Source organism: Nocardioides lijunqiniae, from assembly GCF_015024225.1.
Classification (GTDB): Bacteria; Actinomycetota; Actinomycetes; order Propionibacteriales; family Nocardioidaceae; genus Nocardioides; species Nocardioides lijunqiniae.
Genome location: NZ_JACJGM010000003.1, coordinates 205849 through 230330, shown reverse-complemented (window position 1 = coordinate 230330; position 24482 = coordinate 205849). Strand labels below are relative to the sequence as shown.

The 24482-nt window shown below is 71.1% G+C and carries 21 protein-coding genes; 3 read left to right on the top strand and 18 right to left on the bottom strand.

Annotation, left to right across the window (positions count from 1 at the left end):
• Positions 1-10 precede the first annotated feature (10 nt).
• The 10 genes from tatA to dop all read right to left on the bottom strand — a co-directional run bounded on the left by tatA (position 11) and on the right by dop (position 9730).
• Positions 11-316 (bottom strand): twin-arginine translocase TatA/TatE family subunit, encoded by a 306-nt coding sequence (gene tatA / locus IRQ30_RS03415; RefSeq protein WP_227466887.1) that lies wholly within the window; start codon positions 314-316, stop codon positions 11-13.
• 36 nt (positions 317-352) lie between these two features.
• Positions 353-1339, bottom strand: a complete 987-nt coding sequence (locus IRQ30_RS03410; RefSeq protein ID WP_193611624.1) for a helix-turn-helix transcriptional regulator — start codon at positions 1337-1339, stop codon at positions 353-355.
• Positions 1336-2322, bottom strand: coding sequence for a helix-turn-helix transcriptional regulator (locus tag IRQ30_RS03405; RefSeq protein ID WP_338089547.1), 987 nt, complete (start codon positions 2320-2322; stop codon positions 1336-1338). Before IRQ30_RS03405 ends, IRQ30_RS03410 begins: the two co-directional genes overlap by 4 nt.
• Positions 2323-2414: 92 nt before the next feature.
• Entirely contained in the window at positions 2415-3350 is a 936-nt protein-coding gene (locus IRQ30_RS24060) for an FKBP-type peptidyl-prolyl cis-trans isomerase (RefSeq protein WP_193611623.1), read from the bottom strand.
• A gap of 157 nt (positions 3351-3507) precedes the next feature.
• The gene (gene pafA, locus IRQ30_RS03395; protein ID WP_193606927.1) at positions 3508-4869 is read right to left on the bottom strand and encodes a Pup--protein ligase; all 1362 of its coding nucleotides are present in this window, start codon (positions 4867-4869) and stop codon (positions 3508-3510) included.
• A gap of 92 nt (positions 4870-4961) precedes the next feature.
• On the bottom strand, positions 4962-5969 hold the full coding sequence (locus IRQ30_RS03390; protein WP_193611622.1) for a hypothetical protein: 1008 nt from the start codon (positions 5967-5969) through the stop codon (positions 4962-4964).
• Positions 5970-6150: 181 nt separating this feature from the next.
• On the bottom strand, positions 6151-7068 hold the full coding sequence (prcA, locus tag IRQ30_RS03385; RefSeq protein WP_227466885.1) for a proteasome subunit alpha: 918 nt from the start codon (positions 7066-7068) through the stop codon (positions 6151-6153).
• Positions 7065-7919 (bottom strand): proteasome subunit beta, encoded by an 855-nt coding sequence (gene prcB, locus IRQ30_RS03380; RefSeq protein WP_193611621.1) that lies wholly within the window; start codon positions 7917-7919, stop codon positions 7065-7067. Before prcB ends, prcA begins: the two co-directional genes overlap by 4 nt.
• The gene (locus IRQ30_RS03375) at positions 7916-8113 is read right to left on the bottom strand and encodes a ubiquitin-like protein Pup (RefSeq protein ID WP_193606930.1); all 198 of its coding nucleotides are present in this window, start codon (positions 8111-8113) and stop codon (positions 7916-7918) included. The genes prcB and IRQ30_RS03375 overlap by 4 nt, the downstream gene beginning before the upstream one ends.
• A gap of 108 nt (positions 8114-8221) precedes the next feature.
• On the bottom strand, positions 8222-9730 hold the full coding sequence (dop, locus tag IRQ30_RS03370; protein ID WP_193611620.1) for a depupylase/deamidase Dop: 1509 nt from the start codon (positions 9728-9730) through the stop codon (positions 8222-8224).
• Positions 9731-9950: 220 nt separating this feature from the next.
• Between dop and IRQ30_RS03365 the strand changes: the two genes are divergently transcribed.
• Positions 9951-10580 carry a class I SAM-dependent methyltransferase gene (locus IRQ30_RS03365; RefSeq protein ID WP_193611619.1) on the top strand — a complete coding sequence of 210 codons (630 nt, stop codon included), beginning with the start codon at positions 9951-9953 and terminating at the stop codon, positions 10578-10580.
• 111 nt (positions 10581-10691) lie between these two features.
• Here IRQ30_RS03365 and arc read toward each other — a convergent pair whose 3' ends face one another.
• The 4 genes from arc to IRQ30_RS03345 form a co-directional block, all read right to left on the bottom strand.
• Entirely contained in the window at positions 10692-12446 is a 1755-nt protein-coding gene (gene arc, locus IRQ30_RS03360) for a proteasome ATPase (RefSeq protein WP_193611618.1), read from the bottom strand.
• Between the two features lie 202 nt (positions 12447-12648).
• On the bottom strand, positions 12649-13380 hold the full coding sequence (locus tag IRQ30_RS03355) for a glutamine amidotransferase (RefSeq protein ID WP_193611617.1): 732 nt from the start codon (positions 13378-13380) through the stop codon (positions 12649-12651).
• Positions 13377-14390 carry a tRNA (adenine-N1)-methyltransferase gene (locus IRQ30_RS03350; RefSeq protein ID WP_338089546.1) on the bottom strand — a complete coding sequence of 338 codons (1014 nt, stop codon included), beginning with the start codon at positions 14388-14390 and terminating at the stop codon, positions 13377-13379. Before IRQ30_RS03350 ends, IRQ30_RS03355 begins: the two co-directional genes overlap by 4 nt.
• Before the next feature lie 26 nt (positions 14391-14416).
• On the bottom strand, positions 14417-15550 hold the full coding sequence (locus IRQ30_RS03345) for a M50 family metallopeptidase (protein ID WP_193611616.1): 1134 nt from the start codon (positions 15548-15550) through the stop codon (positions 14417-14419).
• Between the two features lie 133 nt (positions 15551-15683).
• Here IRQ30_RS03345 and IRQ30_RS03340 point away from each other — a divergent pair, with 133 nt between their 5' ends.
• Positions 15684-16592, top strand: a complete 909-nt coding sequence (locus IRQ30_RS03340) for a RecB family exonuclease (RefSeq protein WP_193611615.1) — start codon at positions 15684-15686, stop codon at positions 16590-16592.
• A 256-nt stretch (positions 16593-16848) separates the two neighbouring features.
• Here the strand turns inward: IRQ30_RS03340 and IRQ30_RS03335 are convergent, their stop codons facing one another.
• Positions 16849-17478 carry an HAD family hydrolase gene (locus IRQ30_RS03335; RefSeq protein ID WP_338089545.1) on the bottom strand — a complete coding sequence of 210 codons (630 nt, stop codon included), beginning with the start codon at positions 17476-17478 and terminating at the stop codon, positions 16849-16851.
• 34 nt (positions 17479-17512) lie between these two features.
• Positions 17513-21250, bottom strand: coding sequence for a methionine synthase (metH, locus tag IRQ30_RS03330; RefSeq protein WP_193611613.1), 3738 nt, complete (start codon positions 21248-21250; stop codon positions 17513-17515).
• 196 nt (positions 21251-21446) lie between these two features.
• On the opposite strand from metH, the gene IRQ30_RS03325 reads away from it, so the two are divergent.
• Positions 21447-22307, top strand: a complete 861-nt coding sequence (locus tag IRQ30_RS03325) for a PAC2 family protein (RefSeq protein ID WP_193611612.1) — start codon at positions 21447-21449, stop codon at positions 22305-22307.
• A 109-nt stretch (positions 22308-22416) separates the two neighbouring features.
• On the opposite strand, the gene mshC is transcribed toward IRQ30_RS03325, so the two are convergent.
• Positions 22417-23655, bottom strand: coding sequence for a cysteine--1-D-myo-inosityl 2-amino-2-deoxy-alpha-D-glucopyranoside ligase (gene mshC, locus IRQ30_RS03320; protein ID WP_193611611.1), 1239 nt, complete (start codon positions 23653-23655; stop codon positions 22417-22419).
• Positions 23656-23679: 24 nt separating this feature from the next.
• Positions 23680-24435 carry an SCO1664 family protein gene (locus tag IRQ30_RS03315; RefSeq protein ID WP_338089544.1) on the bottom strand — a complete coding sequence of 252 codons (756 nt, stop codon included), beginning with the start codon at positions 24433-24435 and terminating at the stop codon, positions 23680-23682.
• Positions 24436-24482: the final 47 nt, after the last annotated feature.

Sequence of the window (24482 nt, the reverse complement as noted above, 5' to 3'; positions counted from 1 at the left end):
CGCTCCGGGCTCAGCCGTTGCGGGGGGTCTGGTGCTCCGTGGCGCCGGGGAGCGGGTCGGCGACGGGCTCGACCGGGGCGACCGTCGCCTCGGGCGTGGCCGTGGGCAGCTCGCCGGCGGGCGTGGCCGGCGGCGTGGGCTCGGTCGGGTCGTCGTCGTCGCGCAGGCCCTTGGTCTCGGCCTTGAAGATGCGCAGCGACTGGCCGGTGCTGCGAGCCAGGGCGGGCAGCTTGGCGGCGCCGAACACCAGGATGACGATGGCCAGGATGACGAGCCACTCGGCTCCAGCCGGCATGCCGATCAATGGGTAGAGCATCGGGACCTCATTCGTCGGGGTGCGTACGCGTTCAGCCTACGCCGGTGGTCGTGAGTAGAGACTGAGGGCGTCCTGTGCGGCGGCCGTGAACGCCCGGCCGTAGGACGCCGGGGCCACGACGTCGGCGTGCGGCGCCAGTCGCAGGAGCAGCCGGGTGAGCCATCGCTCGTCGGCGACCTGGAGGTCCACCTCGAGCGTGCCGTCGTCCTGGGGGCGGATCGCGTCCATCGGGTAGTACTCGGTGGCCCAGTGGGCCTCGGGCCGCAGCCGGAGCGTGACCGGTGTCGTCTCCGAGGACGAGGTGAAGAGACCGTCGCCGAGGTCGCGGGGCTCGGTGTCGGGACGCGAGACGGGGGTGGCGAGGGTCTCGGCGGCGGCGATGCGGTCCAGGCGGAAGAGCCGGGGTGCCTCCGCGCTGTGGCACCAGGCGTCGAGGTACGTCAGGCCGCCGTGGGTGATCACGCCGTGCGGGTCGACGACGCGCACCGACTCCTCGTCGCGGGCGGGCACGTAGTAGGTCAGACGCACCTGACGGCCCCGGTCGACCGCCTCGCGCAGGCGTACGGCGAGCAGGGCCTGGTCGGCATCGGCGGCGTTGATGCCCGGGTCGATCTGCGGCGCGCCGGAGCCCTGGGCGGCCGCCGCCTCGAGCTTGGTCAGCGCCCGGTCGACGACCTCGCGGGTGTCGTCCTTGGCGCCGGCGCGCAGCGCCCGCAGGGCGACGATGATGGCGCTCGCCTCCGTGGGCGTCAGCCGCAGGGGCCGGGCGAGGTAGTCGGCGTTCGAGACCCGGATGACGCCGGCCTCGAGCGCGTCGAGGTCGACGTCGATGAGGTCGTCGGGGTAGCCGCCGGGCAGCCCGCACATCAGCAGCACCTTGAGGTCGGTGACCAGCTGCTCCTCCGGGACCCCGAGGGCCGCCGCGGCGGTGTCGATGCGGACCTGGCCGTGGGTGTGCAGGAACGGCACCAGGGTCAGCAGGCGCGCCACCTGGTCCTTGGCTCCGGCGGGCGTGTGGCTCATGCGGCACCCCCGACGGCGCTCAGCCGCTCGACGAGCTCCTGGCGCAGCTCGGCGGGCTCCTCGACGTACACGTCGGCGCCGTAGCCGAGCAGCTCGTCGGCCAGGCCGATGGCGCTGCGGGTGACGACCAGGCGGTCCCAGAGGGTCCGGTCGTCGGGTCCGACGACGGCGGTGGTGATCTCGGAGGCCTCGCGGCGCAGGGGCACCCCGGTGCCGGCGCGGGCCAGGACGACCGCCCGCTCCAGGCGCGGCGCGGGCGCCAGGCGGCGGGCGACCTCGCCGACGTCGGTGCCGGGCGGGACCTCGTAGGCGCCCGCGGGACCGACCTTGCGGGCCTTGCCCTGGACCCGCGAGAGCCGGAACAGGCGCTCGGCGTCGCGGTCGAGGTCGTGCCCGACGACGTACCAGCGGCCGGCGTAGCGGGCGACGCCCCACGGGTGCAGCCGGCGGCGGGTGACCTCGCTCTGGCCGGAGCGGACGTAGTCGAACTCCACCGCGCTGCGCTCCTGCACGGCCTCGAAGAACACGTCGAACGACGGCTCGTCGGCGCTGAGCCGGGGCTGGACGATGTCGAGGGCCGAGACGTCGACCGGGACGCCGAGCGCGGTCAGCTTGCGGACGACGTCGGTGGTGGCCTCGGCCAGGCGTGCGTGCTGCCAGACCTTGGTGGCCAGGCCGATGATCGCGGCCTCATCGGCCTCCAGCGCGATGTCGGGGAGCGCGAACTCGTCGGGACGGATCCGGTAGCCGGGCTCGTCGGCGAAGAAGGCGTCCATCTGCCCGACCTCGATCGGGACGCCGAGGCTGCGGAGCTCCTCCTTGTCGCGCTCGAACATCTTCTCGAAGGCGTCGCGCGACGACCCGGGGTACAGCAGGGACCGGATCCGGTCCTTGGCGACGAAGTGGCGCTGGACGAGGAGCATGATCAGCAGGTTGAGCAGCCGCTCGCTCTTGCGCTCGTTCACCGCGGCGGTCCCCTCCACGATCGTTGCTCCTCGCTCCGCGCTTCCTGGCGTGTCCAGTGTGGTCGCGGCGCTGGGGTCAGCGCCACTCGGGGCTCCGTGCGTGGGGATCGCTACTTGGCGGAGACGACGTCCACGACGAAGTACAGGGTGCTGTTGGCCGGGATGCCGGCCTGCTCCTGACCGGCGTACCCGAGGACCGGCGGGATGGTCAGCAGCACGCGGCTGCCGACCTTGACGCCCGTGAGGCCCTGGGTCCAGCCGGCGACGACGCCGGTGAGCTCGAAGGTGGCCGGCTCCTTGGAGTAGGACTCGTCGAAGGGCTTCTTCTCGCCGTAGACCGAGCCGAGGTAGTTGACGGTGAGGCTCATGTCCTCGGTGACGGTGGCGCCCTTGCCCTGCTTGACGATCGTGCGCAGCAGGTCGCCCTCGGCGGCCGGGGCCTTGAGGCCGTCGAAGTTCATCCGGACCGGCTCGCCCTTGCGCTCGATGACCTTCGGCTGGCGGCGGGCCGGCACGTCGCGGAGCTTGGGCGGCTCGGGGGCCTCCATGAGGTCGAAGATCAGCAGCACGGTGTCGCGGTTGCCGATCTGCAGGTCGGGGTTGCCCATCTCGCCGAAGGCGTCCTCGGCGGAGGCCGTCACCGCGATGCGCGAGCCGATCGTCTGCCCCACGAGTGAGTCCTTGAAGATCGGGGAGACCTCGTCGGTGATCGGGACCGTCTCGGGCGCGCCGCCCTCGTCGTAGGTGCTGAACGTCTTCTTCTCGGTGAAGCCGTTGCCGACCCAGAAGTTGACCAGGACCTGGTCGCCGTCGGCGACCTTCTCCCCGTCACCCTCGCTGATGACCTCGACGTCGACGTCGTCGGCCACCATCTGGTCCTTCCAGGTGACCTCCGGCTCCTTGCCGTACTCCCCGGAGATCTCCACCGCGGCCAGCCCGTCGAGACCCTCCGGCTCGTCGGCGGTGTCGTCGCCGCACGCCGCGAGGGCGGACAGCAGGACGACGGAGACAGCCAGGGTGGCGGCAGGACGACGGCGTGAGAGCACGAATTTTCACCTTCGGGAGCGGAGCGTTACGGCGCGGTCACCCTACAAGCCGTCACTGAGAGAACCCCAAGGCGCGGGTGGTGTCGCCTCTGCGGTTTGGTCACAGACCGCACGCCTGGGGCGCTGAGACCTGCGGTTGGTGACCAAACCGCAGGGGTCACATGCCGTCGATCAGGCGCTGCACGCGCTCGTCGTAGGCCCGGAACGGGTCCTTGCACAGCACGGTGCGCTGGGCCTGGTCGTTGAGCTTGAGGTGGACCCAGTCGACGGTGAAGTCGCGGCGTCGCTCCTGCGCCTTGCGGATGAACTCGCCCCGCAGGCGCGCCCGGGTCGTCTGCGGCGGCACCGACTTGGCCTCGAAGATCTTGAGGTCGGTCGACACCCGGGCGACCGCCCCGCGCTTCTCCAGCAGGTAGTAGAGGCCTCGACCGCGGTGGATGTCGTGGTAGGCCAGGTCCAGCTGGGCGATGCGGGGATGGCCGAGCGGAAGGCCGTGCTTGGCGCGGTAGCGGTCGATCAGCTTCCACTTGATGACCCAGTCGATCTCACGGTCGACCAGCCCCAGGTCGTCGGACTCGACCGCCTTGAGGCCGCGCTCCCACAGGTCCAGGGCACGCTCGATCAGCGGGGTGCTGATCTGGCGACGGTCCACGAAGTCGCGGGCCTTCGAGAGGTACTCCCCCTGGATCTCCAGGGCGCTGGCCTCGCGACCGTTCGCCAGGCGCACCTTGCGCCGGCCGGTCACGTCGTGGGAGATCTCGCGGATGGCGCGGATCGGGTTCTCCATCGTGAGGTCGCGCATGACGACCCCCTCCTCGATCATCCGGAGCACCAGGTCACAGCTGGCCACCTTGAGCATGGTGGTGGTCTCGCTCATGTTCGAGTCGCCCACGATGACGTGCAGGCGGCGGTACTTCTCCGCGTCGGCGTGCGGCTCGTCGCGGGTGTTGATGATCGGGCGGCTGCGCGTGGTGGCGCTGCTGACGCCCTCCCAGATGTGCTCGGCTCGCTGGGAGACCGAGTACGACGCCCCGCGTGGCGTCTGCGTGATCTTGCCGGCCCCGACGACGATCTGGCGCGTGACCAGGAACGGGATCAGGATGTCCGCAAGTCGGCTGAACTCACCGGCGCGGCCCACCAGGTAGTTCTCGTGGCAGCCGTAGGAGTTGCCCGCGGAGTCGGTGTTGTTCTTGAACAGGTAGATCTCGCCCTGGATGCCCTCGTCGTGCAGCCGCTGCTCGGCGTCGAGGAGCAGCCCCTCGAGGACCCGCTCGCCCGCCTTGTCGTGGGTCACGAGCTCGGCGATGTCGTCGCACTCGGGGGTGGCGTACTCGGGGTGGCTGCCCACGTCGAGGTAGAGGCGGGCGCCGTTGCGCAGAAAGACGTTGCTGGAGCGACCCCAGCTGACGACCTTGCGGAACAGGTAGCGCGCGACCTCGTCGGGGCTCAGGCGGCGCTGGCCCTTGAACGTGCACGTGACGCCGTACTCGTTCTCGATGCCGAAGATCCGCCGGTCCACGAGACAAACCCTACGGGGCGCCTGTCCACACGTCCGCTCATTCTTCGTGCGGCGCGGTTGCGGTTTGGTCCCAAACCGCAACTCCATGCCTCTCAGGCGACGGCGAACCAGTCGATGACGCCCGTGGCGCGCTGCCAACGGAGCAGGAGTCGGCGCCGGCACGAGTCGGAGTACATCGAGTTGCTGACCAGCACGCGCCAGCGCTCCAACCGGGAGCTGCGATGCCCTCGGCCGAGCGCCCGGTCGATCTCGTGCATCGTCGTGCCCGGGTGGTTCAGCAGGTCGTCGAGGGTGAAGCCCCGGCGCACGTACGCCGGCTCCAGGCCGCGCTCACGCCGCAGGTCGGTCCGCTGCTGGACCTTGTCGCGGTGGTGCTCGCCGTCGTACTCATGGACGTCGCGGGTGCCGGTCACGAGCAGGTCGACGCGCCCGAGCAGGCGGCCCGCGTCGTCGACGACCTCCACCTGCGGCTGGACCGGGACGCCGATGGCCCGGTGGAAGAGGCGCAGCACCGTCTCGCCCGCCGACTCGGCGGCTCCATCGGAGAGCAGCCACGCGGTCCGCAGGTGGCGTACGCCGGGTCTGCGGCTCTTCAGCAGCGCCTCCATCCGGTCGACGTCGATGTCGCCCAGGTGCAGGGCGGAGTCGATCATGATCACCAGGTCCATGACCCCGAGGTCCCGGGCAGTGCGCAGCAGGATCTCCTCCGGGCGCTCGACCGGCAGGCCGTGTCGCAGGTCGTAGGACGGCTCCCCCACCAGCCGCGCGCACAGCAGGCCCGGGCGCCGGGGCCGCCGGTGACCACCCCGTACGGCCGCGAACACCGGGACCCCCTCCGGAACCTTCGGCAACGACCAGCCGCGCAGCCACGCCCCCGTGAGGTGGGTGAAGACCGCTCCCTCAGGCAGCACCAGGAGCCAGGCCGCGAGGTCCAGCCTCAGCTCTGTCGCCTCGCTGCCGGCCGTCTCCGGACGGTAGAGCCCGAAGCTCACCCGGCGCGCACCGGCGAGCCGGACCTCGCCCAGCACCGCCCCGCACTCGCGCACGGACCTGGCGACAGCGAGCGCCATCGCCTCGCGGGCCTTCTCCTCCTCGGACATGCCTCAGAGCCTGGACGGTCTCGGGCTCAACCAAACCCGGCCTCCGCGCGCCTGTGGATGGCCGCGGTACTCCGGCGTCAGCTCGCGTAGAGCGCCCTTGAGGTTTGGTCACCGACCACAGGATCTGGCCGTCTCGCCCTGCGGTTTGTGACCAAACCGCAGGGCGACGTCGCGCCGAGGCTCAGGAAGGAGCGCCACCGGAGTCCGGCGCCGGCGGGGCGACCGGGGGCTGCTGGCCGTTGTCGCCGCGCGAGGTCGGCTCCCCGGTGACCGGGTCCTCCAGGGGAGCGACGTGGCCGCTGGTCTGGTCGGTGGGGTCGCGGGGGTCGTCGGGGTTGCCACCGCGCGAGGCAGACCCGGGCTGGGTGTCCTCCGGCAGCGCCTCGTCGGGGCTCGAGGGGCCGCGCTCCCCCAGAAGCCCGTTCAGCCGGGCGGGGCTGAGCCGCACGAACTTGCGGGGCTGGGTGCGGGTGCGGTCCAGGATGGCCACCTCGAGGTGGTCTACGTCGATCACCCGGTCGCCGTCCGCCGAGTGGCCCAGGGCGGCCACGGCGAGACGAACGACGTCCTCGAGCGAGGAGTCGGCGACGTAGCGCTCCTTGATGTAGCCGGCGACGACGTCGGAGGCTCCGCCCATGACGGCGAAGCCCTGCTCGTCGGCGACCTGACCGTCGTAGGTCAGTCGGAAGATCTGGTCGTCGGTGGCGGTGTCACCGATCTCGGCGACGAAGATCTCCACCTCGTAGGGCTTCTCCCCGCCGCTGGAGAAGATGGTGCCGAGCGTCTGGGCGTAGGCGTTGGCCAAGCCCCGGCCGGTGACGTCGCGACGGTCGTAGGCGTAGCCACGCATGTCGGCGAGCCGGACGCCGGCGATGCGGAGGTTCTCGAACTCGTTGTAGCGGCCGACGGCGGCGAACGCGATCCGGTCGTAGATCTCGGAGACCTTGTGCAGCGCCTGGGAGGGGTTCTCGGAGGCGAACAGGATGCCGTCGCCGTACTGGACCGTCACGACCGAGCGCCCGCGGGCGATGCCCTTGCGCGCGAAGTCGGCCCGGTCCTTCATCAGCTGCTCGGGCGAGACGTAGAAGGGCATGCTCATCGCTGGCCTCCCGTCGTGCCACCGGTGAGCGGTGCCCCCGGCCCGTCGGGCCTGATCATGCGCCCGGCGATGACGCGGTCGGCGATCTCGGCGACCTCCTCGTCGCCCAGGCGACGCCCGCCCTCCACGGTGATGACGCGCACCACCGGGAAGATCCTGCGGGCCATGTCGGGTCCGCCGGTGGCGGAGTCGTCGTCCGCGGCGTCGTAGAGCGCCTGGAGGACGGCAGTGACGCACTGGGTCTCGTCGAGGTCCTCGCGGTAGAGCTTCTTCAGCGAGCCCTTGGCAAAGAGGGAGCCCGAGCCGACCGAGTAGAACGCGGTCTCCTCGTAGCGACCACCGGTGACGTCGTAGCTGAAGATCCGCCCCTGGCTCTGGCGCATGTCGAAGCCGGCGAAGAGCGGGACGACCGAGAGCCCCTGCATGGCCATGCCGAGGTTGGCGCGGATGAGGGCGGCGAGCCGGTTGGCCTTGCCGTCCATCGAGAGCGTAGTGCCCTCGATCTTCTCGTAGTGCTCGAGCTCGGTCTGGAACAGGCGCACCATCTCCACGGCCAGCCCAGCCGTGCCGGCGATGCCGACGACGGAGTACTCGTCGGCGGGGAACACCTTCTCGATGTCGCGCTGGGCGATGATGTTGCCCATCGTGGCGCGGCGGTCGCCCGCCATCACCACGCCGCCGGGGAACGTCGCCGCGACGATGGTGGTGCCGTGCGGCGCGAGATCACCGGCCTGGCCCTGCGGCAACGCGCGCCGGCTCGGGAGCAGCTCGGGTGACTCCCCCGCCAGGAAGTCGCTGAAGGAGGAGATGCCCGGCTGGAGGTACGAGGCGGGCAGGCGCGGGTCGCTCACTGGCCACCCTTCTGGATGAACGACTTCACGAAGTCCTCGGCGTTGGACTCCAGCACCTCGTCGATCTCGTCGAGGATCGCGTCGACGTCGCCGTCGAGGGACTCCTTGCGCTCGGCGACATCGCTCTCCGGGGCGACCTCGGTCGACTCCTCGGTCTCCGAGGACTTGCGCGGTTGCTTCTGCTCCTGGGCCATGCCTCGACCCTATCCAGTCGGGGGTTGGCCGTCGCGGATTGGTCACAAACCGCAAGGTCGAGCCCCTCAGGCCTGCGGTTGGTGACCAAACCGCAGCCCCGGACGAGGTCAGCGGGTGAGGGCGGCGAAGAGCTGCTCGGCGGTGTCGCAGCGGTCGAGGAGGTCGCCGACGTGGCTCCGGCTGCCGCGCAGGGGGTCGATCGTGGGCACGCGCTGGAGGGACTCGCGGCCGGGGAGGTCGAAGATCACCGAGTCCCAGGAGGCGGCGGCGACGTCCTCGGCGTACTTCTCCAGGCACCGGCCGCGGAAGTAGGCGCGCGTGTCCTCCGGCGGGTCGTGCATCGCCTGAACCACCGCCTCGTCGTCGAGCAGGCGCTCCATGCGACCCGCGGCGACGAGCCGGTTGTAGAGGCCCTTGTCGGGGCGGATGTCGGAGTACTGCAGGTCGATGAGCTGCAGCTTGGCGTCGTCCCAGTCGAGACCGTCGCGGGAGCGGTACTGCTCCAGCAGCTTCAGCTTGGCGACCCAGTCCAGCTCGGTGGCGCACAGCATGGGATCGCGCTCGAGGCGGTCGAGGACCGACTCCCAGCGCGCCAGCACGTCGAGCGTCTGCGCGTCCGCATCGGCGCCCAGCCGGTCCTCGACGTACTTCCTGGCCAGGTCGAGGTACTCCAGCTGCAGCTGGATCGCGGTCAGGGTGCGGCCGTCGGTGAGCGTGAACGTCTGCTTCAGCGTCGGGTCGTGGGAGACGGCCCGCAGCGCCGAGACCGCGCCGTCGACGGTGAGGTCGGGGCCGATGAAGCGGTCCTCGATCATCGCGAGGACCAGCGAGGTCGTCCCGACCTTGAGGTACGTCGAGACCTCCGCGAGGTTGGCGTCGCCGATGATGACGTGCAGGCGGCGGTACTTCTCGGGGTCCGCGTGCGGCTCGTCGCGGGTGTTGATGATGGGGCGCTTCAGCGTGGTCTCGAGACCGACCTCGACCTCGAAGAAGTCCGCGCGCTGGCTGATCTGGAAGCCGTGCTCGCGCCCGTCCTGGCCGATGCCGACGCGCCCCGCGCCGCACACCACCTGGCGGCTCACGAAGAACGGCGTCAGGTGCCGCACGATGTCGGCGAACGGGGTCGAGCGCCGCATCAGGTAGTTCTCGTGGGCACCGTAGGAGGCGCCCTTGTTGTCAGTGTTGTTCTTGTACAGCGCGATGGCGACGCCGTTGGGCAGCGCGGCGGCCCGGCGCTGCGCGTCGAGCATCACCTGCTCCCCCGCCTTGTCCCACAGCACGATGTCGAGCGGATTGGTGACCTCGGGCGTGGAGTACTCGGGGTGCGCGTGGTCGACGTAGAGGCGGGCGCCGTTGGTCAGGATGACGTTGGCGAGGCCCAGGTCCTCGTCGGTCAGCTGGGTGGGGTCCGCCACCTGGCGGGCCATGTCGAAGCCGCGCGCGTCACGCAGCGGCGACTCCTCCTCGAAGTCCCACCGCGCCCGCCGGGCCCGGACGGTGGCGGACGCGTAGGCGTTGACCACCTGCGAGGACGCCACCATCGGGTTGGCCAGCGGCTGCCCCTGCACCGAGATGCCGTACTCGACCTCGGTGCCCATCACCCGCCGTACGCTCATGGCTCGAGGGTACGGGGCCGGGCCGAGCGCCTGCTCAGCGCTTCCGCAGCACCATCTGCGCGAGGTAGATGATGACGAGCACGACGACGATGATGACGAGGATCTTGATCATGGGGGTCTCCGACCGTGACGGTCACCTCGATCGGGTGACGCGGGAGTACATAGGTAGCACGCCGCGGGCCCTGCTCGGTCCGTGCCGCGCGCGGGGGGAGGCACCCAGATGAGCTGGTGGGAGCGCCGGGTCGTGCCCCGCCTGGTCGAGGCGTCCCTGAGCAGCCCGGAGGTGGCTGAGCGGCGGGCCCTCGTGTGCGCCGAGCTCACGGGCAGCGTCCTGGAGCTCGGCTTCGGGAGCGGGCTCAACATCGGTCACTACCCGCTCGGTGTACGCCGCGTGGACGCCGTCGAGCCCTCGGACCTGGCCTGGGACCTCTCGGCGCAGCGCCGGGCGCGAGCGCGTGTCCCGATCGAGCGCGTGGGTCTCGACGGGCAGCGGCTCGACGCCGACGAGGCGACGTACGACGCCGTCCTGTCGACGTTCACCCTGTGCACGATCCCCGACGTCGACCGCGCGCTCGCGGAGGTACGCCGCGTGCTGCGGCCGGGCGGGTCGCTGCACTTCCTCGAGCACGGGCTCGCGCCGGACCCTCGCGTGCAGACCTGGCAGCGCCGCCTCGAGCCCGTGCAGCGTCGCGTCGCCGGCGGCTGCCACCTGACGCGTGACGTGCCCGTGGTGCTCGCCGAGGCCGGCCTCGTGCCGACCGGGCTGGAGCAGGGCTACCTGCCTGGGCCGTCGCTCGTTAGGCCGTTCACGTACTGCTCGGCCGGGCGTGCGCGCAAGCAGGCCGTTTGAGCCGCACGGTCGCCGAGCCCTGCGGTTTGGTCACCAACCGCACGTCTGACGCCCTCGGCCTTGCGGTTGGTGACCAAACCGCAAGGCCGAGGAGCGGCGACGTACGGCCGGCTAGAGGTACTGACCGGTGTTGGCGACGGTGTCGATGGAGCGACCCGGCTCGGTGCCCTGCTTGCCGGTGATGAGCGTGCGGATGAAGACGATCCGCTCGCCCTTCTTGCCGGAGATGCGGGCCCAGTCGTCGGGGTTGGTGGTGTTGGGGAGGTCCTCGTTCTCCTTGAACTCGTCGACGCACGCCTGCAGCAGGTGCGAGACGCGCAGTCCGCGCTGCTGGTGGTCGAGGAGGTCCTTGATCGCCATCTTCTTCGCCCGGTCGACGATGTTCTGGATCATGGCGCCGGAGTTGAAGTCCTTGAAGTAGAGGACCTCCTTGTCACCGTTGGCGTAGGTGACCTCCAGGAACCTGTTCTCCTCGGTCTCGGTGTACATCCGCTCCACCGTCGCGCGGATCATGCCGGCGACGCAGGCGTCGCGGTCTCCGCCGAACTCGCCCAGGTCGTCGGCGTGCAGCGGCAGGCTCGGAGTGAGGTACTTCGAGAAGATGTCGCGCGCCGACTCCGCGTCGGGCCGCTCGATCTTGATCTTCACGTCCAGGCGACCGGGGCGCAGGATGGCGGGGTCGATCATGTCCTCGCGGTTGGACGCACCGATCACCAGCACGTTCTCGAGCAGCTCCACGCCGTCGATCTCGCTGAGCAGCTGCGGGACGATGGTGTTCTCGACGTCGGAGGAGACGCCCGACCCGCGGGTGCGGAAGAGCGAGTCCATCTCGTCGAAGAACACGATGACGGGCGTGCCCTCGCTGGCCTTCTCGCGGGCCCGCTGGAAGACGAGCCGGATGTGGCGCTCGGTCTCGCCGACGTACTTGTTGAGCAGCTCGGGGCCCTTGATGTTGAGGAAGTAGGACTTCCCCTCTTGGCCGGTCTTGGCCGCGACCTTCTTGGCCAGCGAGTTGGCCACCGCCTTCGCGATGAGCGTCTTGCCGCAGCCCGGGGGGCCGTAGAGCAGGACACCCTTGGGCGGCTTGAGCTCGTGCTCGAGGAAGAGCTCGGGGTGCAGGTAGGGCAGCTCGACGGCGTCGCGGATCTGCTCGATCTGCCCGAACAGGCCGCCGATCGACTCGTAGTCGATGTCGGGAACCTCCTCCAGCACCAGCTCCTCGACCTCGGACTTGGGCACCTTCTCGTAGACGTACCCGGCGCGGGAGTCGAGCAGCAGGGAGTCGCCGGCCCGGATGGTGTCGCTGAGCAGGGGCTGCGCCAGGCGTACGACGCGCTCCTCGTCGGCGTTGGCGATGACCAGGGCACGCTCGCCGTCGGCTAGCAGCTCCTTGAACATCACCACCTCGCCGACCTGCTCGTAGTCGAAGGCCGCGACGACGTTGAGCGCCTCGTTGAGCATGACCTCCTGGCCGCGGCGCAGCTCGTCGAGCTCGACGGAGGGGCTGACGTTGACGCGCAGCTTGCGACCGCCGGTGAAGACGTCGACCGAGTCGTCGTCGTTGCGGGCGAGGAACGTCCCGAACCCGGCCGGCGGCTGGGCCAGCCGGTCGACCTCCTCCTTGAGCTTCATGATCTGGTCGCGCGCCTCGCGCAGCGTCTCGGCGAGGCGCTCGTTCTGCGACGTCACCGCCGACAGCGAACGCTGGGCGTCGGCCAGCCGTAGGTCGACGCCGCGTGAGTACGTCGGCGCGTCGCTGAGCCGGCGGCGCAGGTCGCTCACCTCGGCCTCGAGAAAGCGCACCTGGCTCTCGAGCTCGTCGGGGCTCCGACCCTTGTTGCTGGACACACCATCTGACATCGACATGAGGCCCACCTCCTGTTCTTGCGACCCTACCCGGGCGGACACGCAACGGAAGTCGTTGCCTCGCGGTGTTGGTCACGATTTGGACAGGGTGCTCGGTGCCCCTGCGGTTTGGTCACCAACCGCAAGGTCGGGGCCGTCGGAGCTGCGGTTTGTGACCAAACCGCAAGGGCCTGGCGACACCGGCTGCCCTGGGAAGAGAACGTCAGCGCGCGTAGCGCCGGGCGAAGTTGCGCAGCAGCCGACCGGGGTGGGTGACGGTGACGCGGGCGGCGGCCGCCTGCAGGTCGGCGACCTCGCCGGGGTCGAAGTAGCCGAAGGTGGAGTAGACGGCGATCCGGGTCAGGATGCCGGGGAGGTCGAGCTCGGGGTGGAACTGCGTGGCGTAGACGTGCTCTCCCACCCGGAAGGCCTGCACCGGGCAGGCCTCGGAGGTGGCCAGCAGCGTCGCGTGCGCAGGCAGCCGCGACAGGGCCTCCTTGTGACCGCCGTACGCCGTGAAGTCGCGCGGCACCGACGCGAACAAGGGGTCGGCTGCCCCCTCGCGGGTGAGGGTGACCTCGAGGGGTCCGACCGGCTCGGGGTAGCTCGTGTCGACCACGCCGCCCTGGTGCGTGCCCAGCGTGCCGATGCCGAAGCAGGCGCCGAGGAACGGGAAGTCCGCCGCGACGACCAGGTCGAGCAGGACGCCCAGGTCGTCCTCGGCGCGCCGCTGGGCGTCCGACTTGCGCTCGTCGGGGTCGGAGACGGTGAAGGCTCCGCCGCCCAGCAGGATGCCGGACCAGTCGTCCAGCGTCACCTCGCCCAGCCGGCCCGTCGCCAGGGACCGGGTCTCCAGCTCCGCGGGTGTCACCCCCAGGAAGCGCCGGAACGCGTCGTACTCCTCCGTCACCGCCTCCGGCTCGGAGCGGATCGACAGCAGGAGGAAGGGCTTCACGACCCCGACGACTCCCCCGAGGCGTCGGTGCTCGGGGTGCCGCCGTCCATCACCTCGGTCGGCTCCTCGGTGAGCCCCTCCGCGCGCGGGCCGGTGTAGTCGGGACCGTAGGCGCCCGGCGCCGGACGCCGCCGCTTCAGGGGCGCCTTCTGGCCCGGCGCCATGCGGCGTGCGGTGACGAGGAAGGCGGTGTGGCCGATCATCTTGTGGCCCGGGCGCACGGCGAGTCCCTCGACGTGCCAGTCGCGCACGAGCGACTCCCACGCCTGGGGCTCGGTGAAGCCGCCGTGCAGGCGCACCGTCTCCATGAACCGCGACAGCTGGGTGGTCGTGGCGACGTACGCGCACACGATCCCTCCCGGACGCAGCGCGTCGGCGGTGGCGTCGATGCACTCCCACGGCGCGAGCATGTCGAGGATGACCCGGTCGTAGCGCTCGCCGGTGGTCGGCAGCTCCTCGGCGAGGTCGCCGAGTCGCAGCGACCACGCGGGGTGCGTCTCGCCGTCGGGGGCGCCGAAGAACTGGGTGACGTTCTTGCGGGCGACGTCGGCGAACTCCTCGCGCCGCTCGTAGGACGTCACGCGGCCGTAGGGCCCGACCGCACGCAGCAGCGAGCAGGTCAGGGCACCCGAGCCCACGCCCGCCTCGACGACGTCGGCGCCGGGGAAGATGTCGGCCATCGCGACGATCTGGGCCGCGTCCTTGGGGTAGACGACGGCCGCGCCGCGTGGCATCGAGACCACGAACTCGGAGAGCAGCGGCCGGAAGACGAGGTACTCACCACCCGAGGTGGAGGTGACCGTGAAGCCCTCCTCGCGCCCGATCAGGTCGTCGTGGGACATCCCGCCGCGGTTGGTGTGGAAGGTCCTGCCGGCCTCGAGGCAGATGTTGTGCTTGCGGCCCTTGGCGTCGACGAGGCGCACCCACTCGCCTTCGCGCAGGGGGCCGCGGTGGACCCCGGACCAGGCTCGGGGGTCGACATCGTCATCGTGCGGGAGAGTCGAGGACACCGCGGAACCCTACTGGCGGCGAGGGGTCACTGGCGAAACGCTCGGTCGACGTCGGCCGTGGACAGCACGCCGTAGACGCTGCCGTCGTCCTCGACGAGGACGTACTCCGCGGCCGGCGTGCGGTTGATCGCGACGATCAGGTCCTCGCCGTTGATGGTGACCGGCAGGCTCAGGCCGTCGTCGAGCGAGCGCGCCACCGTGGACACCGCGACCCACGGGCGCCGGTCCGGGGGCGTGGCCAGGAGCGCCGCCTCGTTGACGACACCGACCGGGCGGCCGCTGCTGGTGACGGTGACGATGCTGCCGGCCTCGGCGTCCTGGGCGCGTCGTACGGCCTCGGACAGGGGCAGGTCGTCCGGGACGGCGAGGGTACGGCGAGCGAGGTCACGGGCCCGCAGGTCCGGGAGCCGGGAGCGGAGCCGGCCCGAGGTGATCGCCGCGGTGGCGCCGGACCACAGGAACATCGCGATGAGCAGGGAGAGCAGGAAGTCGAAGATGTCCGGCGGGCGCCCGAACAGCTCCTCCTGCAGCAGCGGCCACAGCAGGACGGCGCCGGCGGTGAGGCGACCGCCCCACCCGGCGGCGATGGTGCCGCGGTGGACGTTGCCGGTGGCCTGCCACACGGCCGACTTGAGCACCCGCCCGCCGTCCAGCGGGAGGCCGGGGACCAGGTTGAGCACTCCGACGAGCAGGTTGGCGCCGGCCAGCCCCTCGACCGCGACCAGCAGCAGGCCGTCGGGCGTCACGAACCAGAGCCCGACGCCCACTCCCCCCACGGCCAGCGACGTCAGTGGGCCCACCACGGCGATCCAGAACTCCTGGCGCGGCGTGCGCGACTCCCCCTCGATCGAGGTCATGCCGCCCAGGAAGTGCAGGGTGATCGAGTGGACCGAGAACCCGAAGCGCCGCGCCACGATCGCGTGCGAGGCCTCGTGGAGCAGGATCGAGCCGTAGAGGATGACCGCGAACGCGAGCCCGGCGACGTACTTCCACACGCCCATGTCGGGCTGCGCGCGCTCGACGACGGGGGCGTAGAGGTAGGCGATCAGCCCGGCGATGAGGAACCACGACGAGGAGACCAGCACGTCGCTGCCCGCGATCGTGCCCAGCTTGAAGGTCCCGGGAGGGCGGGGAGCCGGGCGTGGGGCGGGGTCTGACACGTACCGAACCTATCCGACCGTACGGCGTCCCCCGGGGCGGCGGTGAGGGCGGCGATGTGAGCGGCGGTGTGGGGAGGGCGGCGGCCGCGGGTGGTGTCGGTGGGCTGACCTAGGGTCGGGGCGTGAGGTCAGCATGACGGTCCAGGACGCGACGTCGCCCTCCCCGGCCGAGCGCGTCTCCACCCCGGTCGACGGGGTCGACGTGCTGGGGGCGCTGTCCCCCAGCCGCGCGGGGGACTTCCTGACCTGCCCGCTGCTCTACCGCTTCCGCACCATCGACAAGCTGCCGGAGCCGTACTCCGTGGACGCCGTCCGCGGCACGGTGGTCCACCGCGTCCTGGAGAACCTCTTCGACCTGCCGGCCCTGGACCGGACGCCGGAGCAGGCCCGAGGTCTGCTGATGCCCGCGTGGAACGAGCTGCTGGACGCCGAGCCGGGCGTGGCGGAGATGTTCGGCACCGAGGGCCCGGACGTCGCCGCCTGGCTGGCGTCCTGCCGGGTGGTGCTCGACCGCTACTTCTCCCTGGAGGACCCGCAGCGCCTGGAGCCGGCGGAGCGCGAGCTGTACGTCGAGGCCCTGCTGGACTCCAAGCTGCTGCTGCGCGGCTTCGTCGACCGTCTCGACATCGCCCCGGACGGCGCCATCCGGGTGGTCGACTACAAGACCGGCCGCTCGCCCACCGAGGGGTTCGAGGCGAAGGCGCTGTTCCAGATGAAGTTCTACGCGCTGGTCATCTGGCGCACCCGCGGCGTGGTGCCCGCGATGCTCCAGCTGGTCTACCTCGGCAACGGCGAGATCCTGCGCTACGTCCCCGACGAGGACGACCTGCTCGCGACCGAGCGCAAGGTCGAGGCCGTCTGGGCGGCGATCCGCCTCGCTCGCGAGACCCAGGACTGGCGGCCCAGGCGCAGCAAGCTCTGCGACTGGTGCGCCCACCAGGCGATCTGCCCGGAGTGGGGTGGCACTCCCCCGCCCCTGCCGGACGTCGACCCCGTCGTCGCTGATCCTCCTCCCGGCCCGGACGAGCCCGCCCTCGGCTGACGCTCCCCCCTGCGGTTTGGTCACCAACCGCAGGTTTCAGGCCGTCTGACGTGCGGTCTGTGACCAAACCGCACGGCACGCGCACCCCGGTCCGTCGTCGGCCGTGCCGGACGGCTTCACGGCCATGGCGCCGGCAGCGCTGTGGGACGCCCTTCGGCGACCCTGCGGTTTGGTCACAGACCGCACGTTGCGGGGCCGCAGACCTGCGGTTGGTGACCAAACCACACGTCCTCCGGACGCAGGGCGCGGCCCCGGGTCAGCGCAGGGCGGCGAGGTCGGCGACGGTGAGGCCGAGGAGGGAGTCGCGGAAGTGGCGGCGGGGGCCGGGGGCGACGGTGACGTGGTTGGGGATGACCAGGACCTGGCAGCCGGCGCTGACGGCCGAGGTGGTGCCGGTGGTGGAGTCCTCGACGGCCACGCAGTCCTCCGGCGCGAGCCCGAGGGAGGCGGCGGCGGTGAGGTAGGGCTCGGGGTGCGGCTTGCCCTGGGTGACCTGGTCGCCGGTGACGATGACGTCGAAGGTGCCGGGCGGGAGCTGCTCGAGGATCGGGGCGACGAAGCGCGCGTAGGACATCGTCACCAGCGCCATCGGCACGTCGGCCTCACGCAGCGCCAGGAGCATCTCCCGGGCGCCCGGGCACCACGGCACCGCGTCGGACACCCGGGCGACGACGCCGTCGAGCAGCCGCTCGACGATCTCCTCGGCGCTCAGGTCGATGCCCATGTGCTCGCGGATGTATCGGCCCGAGGAGAGCAGGTCGTTGCCCACCAGCTGGAGCGCGTGCTCGCGGCTCCACGTGCCGCCGTGCTGCTCGGCGATCTCGAACTCGACGTCGATCCAGTACGGCTCGGTGTCGACCAGCGTCCCGTCCATGTCCCACAGCACGGCGGCGGGGCGCAGGGCCGCGACGGCGGCCGGCTCAGTCCTCAGGGTCGTACCCGAGGTTGGGCGAGAGCCACCGCTCGGCCTCCGCCTGCGTCCAGCCCTTGCGCTCGGCGTAGTCGGCGACCTGGTCGCGACCCAGCCGGCCGACGACGAAGTACTGCGACTGGGGGTGGCTGAAGTACCACCCCGACACCGAGGCGCCCGGCCACATCGCCATCGACTCGGTGAGCGTGATGCCGGTGTTGGCCTCGACGTCGAGCATCTCCCACAGCAGCGGCTTCTCGGTGTGGTCGGGGCAGGCGGGGTAGCCCGGAGCGGGCCGGATGCCGTCGTACTTCTCCGCGATCAGGTCCGCGTTGGACAGCTGCTCGTCGGTGACGTGACCCCAGAACTCCGTGCGCACCCGCTGGTGCAGCCGCTCGGCGAAGGCCTCGGCGAGCCGGTCCGCGAGCGACTCGATGAGGATCGCGTTGTAGTCGTCGAGGTCGTCGCGGAAGGCCTTCACCCGCTCGGGCAGCCCGATGCCGGCCGTGACCGCGAAGCCGCCGACGTGGTCGGCGATCCCGCTGCCGACCGGAGCGACGTAGTCGGCCAGCGAGCGGTTGGGCACGCCGTCGCGGTGCGCGCCCTGCTGACGCAGGTGGTGCAGCACGGTGCCCGGCTGCTCGCGCGCCTCGTCGGCGTAGGTGATCACGTCGTCGCCGTCGGCGTTGGCCGGGAAGAACCCGTAGACGCCGTGGGCGGTGATCCACTTCTCCGCGATGATCGTGTCGAGCATCTCGTTGGCGTCGTCGTAGAGCTTGCGCGCGGTCTCCCCCGACGTGGGGCTGTTGAGGATGTCGGGGAACTTGCCCTTCATCTCCCAGGCGTTGAAGAACGGCTGCCAGTCGATGTACTCGCGCAGCTCGGCGATGTCGTAGTCCGCCAGGACGTGGACTCCGGGCTGCTTCGGGGCGGGCGCGACGTAGCCGTCCCAGTCGACCGGCGTCGCGTTGGCCTTGGCGGCGTCGTACGACAGCAGCTTGCGCTCGCTCTTGCCGGCATGGCGCGTGCGCAGCGCGTCGTAGTCCTCCTTGACGTCGGCCATCAGCTGGGCGCGGCGGTCGTCGTGGAGCAGCGCGGCCGCGGTGGGCACCGAGCGCGAGGCGTCCTTGACCCAGACCACCGGCCCGTCGTACTTGGGGTCGACCTTGACCGCCGTGTGCGCCCGCGACGTCGTCGCGCCGCCGATGAGCAGCGGGATCGTGAGCCCTTGGCGCTGCATCTCGGTCGCGAGCGTCACCATCTCGTCCAGCGAGGGCGTGATCAGCCCGGAGAGGCCGATGATGTCCGCCTCGTGCTCGCGGGCTGCGTCCAGGATCTTCTGCGGCGGCACCATCACCCCGAGGTCGATCACCTCGTAGTTGTTGCACTGCAGGACGACGCCGACGATGTTCTTGCCGATGTCGTGGACGTCGCCCTTGACCGTGGCCATGACGATCGTGCCGTTGGTCTCCTTGGCGGTGGCGTACTCGGGGTTGTCGAGCTTCTCCTGCTCGATGAACGGGATCAGGTAGGCCACGGCCTTCTTCATCACCCGCGCCGACTTCACGACCTGCGGCAGGAACATCTTGCCGGCGCCGAACAGGTCGCCGACGACGTTCATGCCGTCCATCAGCGGGCCCTCGATGACCTCGATCGGGCGGCCACCGCGCTCGGCGATCAGCTGGCGCAGCTCCTCGGTGTCGGACTCGGCGTAGGCGTCGATGCCCTTGACCAGGGCGTGGGTGATCCGCTCGCCGACGGGCAGCGCGCGCCATTCCTCGGCGGCCGCCTCGACCTTCTCGCCCTCCTTGTTGTGCGCCTCGGCGATCTCCAGGAGCCGCTCGGCCGCGTCGGGGCGGCGGTTGAGGACGACGTCCTCGATGCGCTCGCGCAGCTCGGGCTCGACCTGGTCGTAGACGATGAGGGCGCCGGCGTTGACGATGCCCATGTCGAGGCCGGCCCTGATGGCGTGGAAGAGGAACACCGCGTGGATGGCTTCGCGCACGGGGTTGTTGCCGCGGAACGAGAACGACACGTTGGAGATGCCGCCGGACACCTTGGCGCCCGGGAGGTTCTCCTTGATCCAGCGGGTGGCCTCGATGAAGTCCAGCCCGTAGGAGGCGTGCTCCTCGATCCCGGTCGCGACCGCGAACACGTTGGGGTCGAAGATGATGTCCTCGGGCGGGAAGTCGACCTCGTCGACGAGGATCCGGTAGGCCCGCTCGCAGATCTGCTTGCGTCGCTCCAGGTTGTCGGCCTGGCCGTCCTCGTCGAAGGCCATGACGACCGCCGCCGCGCCGTACTTCTTGCACAGGCGCGCGTGCTCGCGGAACGCGTCCTCGCCCTCCTTCATGGAGATCGAGTTGACGATCGGCTTGCCCTGGACGCACTTGAGGCCGGCCTCGATGACCTCCCACTTGGAGGAGTCGACCATGACCGGGACCCGGCTGATGTCGGGCTCGGCGGCGACCAGCTTGAGGAAGCGGTCCATCGCGGCGACGCCGTCGATCATGCCCTCGTCCATGTTGACGTCTATGACCTGGGCGCCGTTCTCGACCTGCTGCAGCGCGACCGCGAGGGCGGCGTCGTAGTCGCCGTCCTTGATCAGGTTGCGGAAGCGCGCCGAGCCGGTGATGTTGGTGCGCTCGCCGACGTTGACGAACAGGCTGGACTCGTCGACCGTGAAGGGCTCCAGCCCCGCCAGGCGCATGGCCGGCGGTACGTCGACCGGCTCGCGGCGCGGCTGGCCGTCGACGGCCTTGGCGATCGCGGCGATGTGGTCGGGCGTGGTGCCGCAGCAGCCGCCGACCAGGTTGACGAAGCCGCTCTCGGCGAACTCCGCGATGATCGCCGCGGTCTCCTCAGGCGCCTCGTCGTACTCGCCGAACGCGTTGGGCAGCCCGGCGTTGGGGTAGCAGGAGACGAAGCTGTCGGCCAGGCGGGCCATCTCGGCGATGTAGGGGCGCATCTCCTTGGCGCCGAGCGCGCAGTTGAGGCCCACGGCGAGGGGACGGGCGTGGCGCACGGAGTCCCAGAAGGCCTCGGTGACCTGACCGGAGAGCGTGCGGCCCGACGCGTCGGTGATCGTGCCGGAGATGATGACCGGCCAGCGACGGCCGTACTCCTCGAAGAGGGTCTCCACCGCGAAGATCGCGGCCTTGGCGTTGAGGGTGTCGAAGATGGTCTCGATGAAGAGCAGGTCCGAGCCGCCGTCGAGCAGGCCGCGGCCCGCCTCCATGTAGGCGGCGACGAGCTGGTCGTAGCTGACGTTGCGGGCGCCGGGGTCGTTGACGTCGGGCGAGATGGACGCCGTGCGGGTCGTGGGTCCGAAGGCGCCGGCGACGTAGCGCGGGCGCTCGGGGGTCCGCTCGGTCATGGCGTCGGCCTCGCGGCGGGCCAGGCGCGCGGACTCGAGGTTGAGCTCGTAGGCGAGCTCGCCCATCCCGTAGTCGCCCAGCGAGATGGCGTTGGCGTTGAAGGTGTTGGTCTCGACCAGGTCGGCGCCGGCCTCGAGGTACTCGCGGTGGATGCTCGCGATGATCTCCGGCTGCGTGAGCGTCAGGAGGTCGTTGTTGCCCTGGAGGTCGCTGGGCCAGTCGGCGAAGCGCTCGCCGCGGTAGCCCGCCTCGTCGGGCCGGTCCCGCTGGATCGCCGTGCCCATGGCGCCGTCGATCACCATGATCCGCTCCCGCAGGGTCGCAGTCAGGGCATCGGTGGCGTCGGGCCGCAGGTCCGTCGATCGGGACACGGGACTCCTCTCGGGCTCGTGCGGCGCCGTGCGGCGCCGTTGTTCCAGCGTAGGAAGCGCGTCCACGAGGTGGACTCGGATTCCGAATGGTGACACCGCGGCTGGGACGCGGTGAAATCCCCGCCTGGGTCAACGAAGGGTGCCCGCGCCCCATTCCCCGGGTACGACGGCGACGGAGGCGGACTAGGCTTTCGGGGTGATCCAGATCGATGACGCCCCCGACCTGGTCGATCCCATCGTGATCGCCGCCTTCGAGGGCTGGAACGACGCCGCCGACGCCGCGTCCGGCGTGGTGGACCACCTGATGACCGTGTGGAACGCCCGCGTCGTGGGAGCGCTCGACCCGGAGGACTTCTACGACTTCCAGGTCAACCGGCCCCAGGTCAGCACCGACGAGCACGGCTACCGCCGGCTGACCTGGCCCAGCACGCAGATCGCGGTGGCCTCGCCGCCCGACCTGGACCGCGACGTCATCCTGATCCGCGGGATCGAGCCGAGCATGCGCTGGCGCCAGTTCTGCGCCGAGCTCCTGGCCGCCGTCGACGACCTGGGCGGCGAGCTGGTGGTCACGCTCGGGGCGCTGCTGGCCGACTCCCCCCACACCAGGCCGATCCCGGTCACCGGCACCGCGACCGAGCCCGAGCTGGTGGACCGGCTCAAGCTCGAGCAGTCGACGTACGAGGGCCCGACCGGGATCGTCGGCGTCTTCCAGGACGCGTGCGTCAAGCTCGACGTGCCGGCCGTGTCCTACTGGGCCGCGGTCCCCCACTACGTCGCCCAGCCGCCGTGCCCCAAGGCGACGCTGGCGCTGATCGGCCAGCTCGAGGACCTGCTCGAGGTCAGCATCCCGCTCGGCGACCTCCCGGAGGACGCCCGTGCATGGGAGCGCGGCGTCGACGAGCTCGCCGAGGAGGACGAGGACGTCGCCGACTACGTGCGCAGCCTCGAGGAGACCCGCGACACCGCAGACCTGCCCGAGGCCTCCGGCGAGGCCATCGCCCGGGAGTTCGAGCGCTACCTGAAGCGCCGCGGCGACGAGGAGCCGGGGCCGGCCTGAGGGCGCCGCCGGCCCGTCGACCCTGCGGTTTGGTCACCAACCGCACGTTTCGGCCCCTCGGACCTGCGGGTTGTGACCAAACCGCAGGGGGTGGGCCCCACGGCTGGGGCTAGAGCGACAGGCCGAGCGCGGCGTCGAGGACGGCGAGCAGGGTGACGGCGGCGTCCGGGTCGCTGGTGTCGGCGAGGCCGTCGGTGCCGAGCGTGGCGGCGGCCCAGGCGTCCACCGCCGCGGTCGCGCGGGGGGCGTCGAGGTCGTCGGCCATGGCGGCCAGGATCTCGGTGACCACCGGACCGGCGGGGGCGCCGGCGCCGAGGGACAGCGCCTTGCGCCACGACGTGACCGTGTCGACGGACTCCCACAGCTCGGCGTCGGTCCACTCCCAGTCCGAGCGGTAGTGGTGGCGCAGCAGGGCCAGGCGGATGCCCATCGGGTCGACGTCGCTGTTGCGCAGCGCGGAGACGAAGACCAGGTTGCCCAGCGACTTCGACATCTTCTTGCCGTCGTAGCCGACCATCCCGGCGTGGGAGTAGACCTGCGCGAACGGCGTCCCACCCGACGCCACCTGGGCGTGGCCGGCGCACATCTCGTGGTGCGGGAAGACGAGGTCGGAGCCCCCGCCCTGGACGTCGAAGGCGCCGCCGAGGTGGTGCATCGCGATCGCGGCGCACTCGATGTGCCAGCCCGGACGCCCCGGGCCGAACGGGCTCTCCCAGCTGGGCTCGCCCGGGCGCTCGCCGCGCCACACGACGCAGTCGAGCGGGTCGCGCTTGCCCTCGCGCTCGGGGTCGCCCCCGCGCTCGCCGAAGAGCCGGAGCATGGTGTCGCGGTCGAGGCCTGACTCCTGGCCGAAGGCCGGGTCGGAGGTGACCGAGAAGTAGACGTCGGTGTCGACCGTGTACGTCGCGCCGAGGGCCTCCAGGCGCTGGATGAGCTCCACCGCGAGCGGGATGGACTCCACCGCGCCCACGAGGTGGTCGGGCGGGATGACCCGCAGCGCCGTCATGTCCTGACGGAACAGCTCGGTCTCGCGCTCGGCGAGCTCGACCCAGTCGACGCTGACCTTGGTGGCGCGCTCGAGCAGCGGGTCGTCGACGTCGGTGACGTTCTCGACGAAGCTCACGTCGTGGCCGGCGTTGCGCCAGGCCCGGTTGAGCAGGTCGAAGGCGACGTAGGTCGCGGCGTGGCCGAGGTGGGTGGCGTCGTACGGCGTGATGCCGCAGACGTAGAGGCGCGCCGAACCCTCCGGCGAGGTGGTGACGCGGGCGCCGGTGGCGGTGTCGTGCAGCACCACGGGCGGACCCACCTCGGACAGGGTGGGGACCTCGGGGGCGCTCCAGGCTCGCATGGTCGCCAGCCTAGTGGCCGCTCCTCAGAAGGGCGGCCACGGGATCGACGGCCAGTCGTTGCCCGACCGGGGCAGGCGGCCGGTGGCGAGCAGCCGGCGGCACCGGCGGTCCAGCGCCTCGATCTCGAGGTCGGTCAGGTGCTCGGCCAGCCGGTCGGCGAGTCCGTCGCCCAGGCTCGCCCGGACGCGGCCCACCGTCCGCTCCTCGTCCTCGGTCAGCGGCTCGCCCTGCCAGCCCCACAGGACCGTGCGGAGCTTGTGCTCGTGGTGGAGCGCGATGCCGTGGTCGACGCCGTAGCGGTGGCCGTCGGTCATCGCCAGCACGTGGCCTCCCTTGCGGTCGGCGTTGTTGACCACGACGTCGAAGACGGCCATGCGCCGCAGCGCGACGGAGTCCTCGTGAATCAGCGAGACCGCCTGGTCGCGTCCGTCGAGGCCGTCGAAGACATGGCGCCAGCCCGGCGGCACGTCGCCCTCCGCGACCAGCGTGACGGCCTCCTGCTCCTCGTCGGGCTCCTGCCACAGCTGGCACATGCCGAGGCCGTGGGGGCCCTCGCGCAGCCACGTGTGGGGCACGACGTCCCAGCCGGTGGCCTCGGAGACGAGGTAGGCGGCGACCTCGCGCCCGGCGAGGTTGCCGTCGGGGAAGTCCCACAGCGGTCGCTCCCCCGCGACCGGCTTGTAGACGACGCTGGTGCCGTCGATCTCGCCGAGGAACGTCGCGTTGGACGCCGGCATGATGCGGCCCTGGATCGTCAGCTCGCCCTCGGGCTGGGCCACGCGTGCCCGCGCGGGCTGTGCAGAGGGCCCCGCAGCGGGACCCGGCA